The organism is Actinosynnema sp., from assembly GCF_052038725.1.
In genome coordinates this window covers 1-2097 of the sequence record NZ_JBQGCX010000366.1, presented here as the reverse complement: position 1 = coordinate 2097, position 2097 = coordinate 1, and the positions used below count along the sequence as shown (strand labels likewise).

Here is a 2097-nt window from a genome sequence, read left to right as displayed (position 1 = left end):
CCGCGCGCCGCCCCGGTGCGCCCGCCGGCGCGCTCGACGACGGCGAGGACCCGGCGGGCGCCGCCGCCGCCGCGCGCGCGGCGGCCGGCCCCCTCGACCGAGCGGACGGTGCGCTCGAGGTCGTCGGGGCCGGAGAGCGGGTAGCCCAGCGGGGCGTCAGCCCACCCGGGGGCGTCCCAGACCGCGACGTCGGCGCCCAGGTCCGCGAGGTCGAGGGCGACCCGGGCGCCGAGGCCGCGGGCGCCGCCGGTGACGACCGCGACGCGGCCTCCCAGCGGTCGGTCCGTGGCTGTTGAAGAACCATTCACCTGAATGAGGATTCACCACCGGTGATGTGGTGTCAACCACATCTCGCAACCCCAGCGGTGGCAGCGCTCCTACCCGCGTGGGCTGTCCAGACCGGCCCCTGAATGGTCCGTCAGGTTGCTGCGTTCCCTCGAAGTCGCTTTACACTTCGGCGCATGCCTGGCAGTCAGACCACCGGCGCGCGCGGGGCTCTCCTCGCGGCCGCTGCCCGGGTCTTCTCGGACAAGGGGTTCTTCGGGACCCGCATCACCGACATCACCGCCGCCGCCGGGGTCTCGGCCGGCAGCTTCTACACCTACTTCGAGTCGAAGGAGGAGATCCTGGGCGCGGTCATGGACGAGTTCCGCGCCGGGGAGCCCGAGTCGGTGACGGCCGCGCCGGCGAGCAGCGCCGGGGACGCCGAGCAGTGGCTGCGTGCCGCCCTGACCGCGGCCGTCGCCACCTTCGTCGAGAACGCCCGGATGTGGCGCGCCGTCCAGCAGGCGGCGCTCGGCACCGAGCAGATCCGGGCGCGGGTCCGCGACCAGCAGGACGAGGTGGTCGCGGCGGTCGCCGCCGGGATCGCTCCGCTGGTCGACGGCGGGCTCGCGGGACCCCGCACGCCGGCGGAGTTCGTCGCCCGGGCCCTGGTCGCCATGACGGACGAGAGCCTGTTCCAGTGGTACCTGCTCCACGACCAGCCGCTTCCGCAGGACCAGGCCGTCGACCGCCTCCTGTGGGGATGGCAGCGGTTGCTCCGCCTCCAGCCGGCCGCGGGCGGGGCGAGCCGTGGCTGACGAGTCCGCACGCACCCGCCAGGGCCTGCGCACCCGCGGGGCACTGCTGCGCGCCGGTCGCCAGGTCCTCGAGCAGCGCGGCTACCACCAGACCCGGATCGCCGACATCACCCAGCAGGCCAGCACGTCGGTCGGCACGTTCTACCTGCACTTCAAGGACAAGGACGAGCTGTTCCGCCAGCTGCTCATCGACGTCGAGGACGAGGTGTACGGCGAGCTCTCCCCTCGCCGTACCGACACGGTCGACCCGGCCCAGCGGATCGAGGAGACCAACCGCCTGTACCTCCAGGCCTTCCAGCGCAACGCGCAGTTCTGGCGCGTCATCGAGGAGGCCTCACTCTCGGACCCCGAGTCCCGGCGGGTGCTGGACGAGCGGCTGCGCCTCTACCGCTCCCGCACCGAGCGGGCCATCGTGCGCTGGCAGGCCGGCGGGTTCGTCGACGCCGACCTCGACCCGACCCTGGCCGCCGCCCTGCTCGGCTCGATGACCGAACGCTGCGCCTACCACTGGTTCGTGTTCGGCGAGGCGCCCGACCTCGACACGGTCAGCGAGCACCTGACCACCCTCTGGCTCAACCTGCTCGGACTGAGCCGCTCTCAGTAGAAGCCGTGCCGGTCGAGCGGTCCGACCAGCTGCTCCTCCTCGTAGGACAGGTGCGCGGTCAGCCGCTCCGCGAGCCGCTCCACCGCCACGCGCAGGCCGGGCAGCGCGTCCGTGCCGGACACCACCGCGACCAGCGCGCGGTCGACGTCCTCGAGCAGCCCGTGGATCGTGTGGTGCTCCTCGTCGAGCCGGTCGAGGACCGGCCCGAGGCCGGGCTCGCTGCGCCGCAGGTGCGGGAACATCGAGCTGCTCTCGATCGTGTGGTGCGTCGCGACCAGCCGGCAGTAGGACTGGCAGTAGGCGCCGAGCGCCCAGTCGTTCTGGCGCATGGTCATCTCGTTGATGACGCCGCGCGCCCGGCCGGCGTCCATGGTCCCGGCCTCCACCTGGCCGATCACGTCGAAGACCTGG

The 2097-nt window shown here is 73.2% G+C and carries 3 protein-coding genes and 1 pseudogene; 2 read left to right on the top strand and 2 right to left on the bottom strand.

Features of this window, described 5'->3' with window-relative positions; translation table 11 throughout:
- Positions 1-308 (bottom strand): annotated as a pseudogene (locus ACTUAL_RS07430) (hypothetical protein); the annotation flags it as partial.
- Positions 309-461: 153 nt separating this feature from the next.
- Between ACTUAL_RS07430 and ACTUAL_RS07425 the strand changes: the two are divergent.
- A complete protein-coding gene (locus ACTUAL_RS07425) occupies positions 462-1082 on the top strand; it encodes a TetR/AcrR family transcriptional regulator (protein ID WP_440899718.1) in 621 nt (206 codons plus the stop codon).
- Positions 1075-1686: a TetR/AcrR family transcriptional regulator gene (locus ACTUAL_RS07420; protein WP_440899717.1), complete on the top strand. Its 612-nt coding sequence runs from the start codon at positions 1075-1077 to the stop codon at positions 1684-1686. Before ACTUAL_RS07425 ends, ACTUAL_RS07420 begins: the two co-directional genes overlap by 8 nt.
- On the opposite strand, the gene ACTUAL_RS07415 is transcribed toward ACTUAL_RS07420, so the two are convergent.
- Positions 1680-2097: hemerythrin domain-containing protein (locus ACTUAL_RS07415; protein ID WP_440899716.1), on the bottom strand; the 418-nt coding region annotated here is incomplete at its 5' end. The genes ACTUAL_RS07420 and ACTUAL_RS07415 overlap by 7 nt on opposite strands.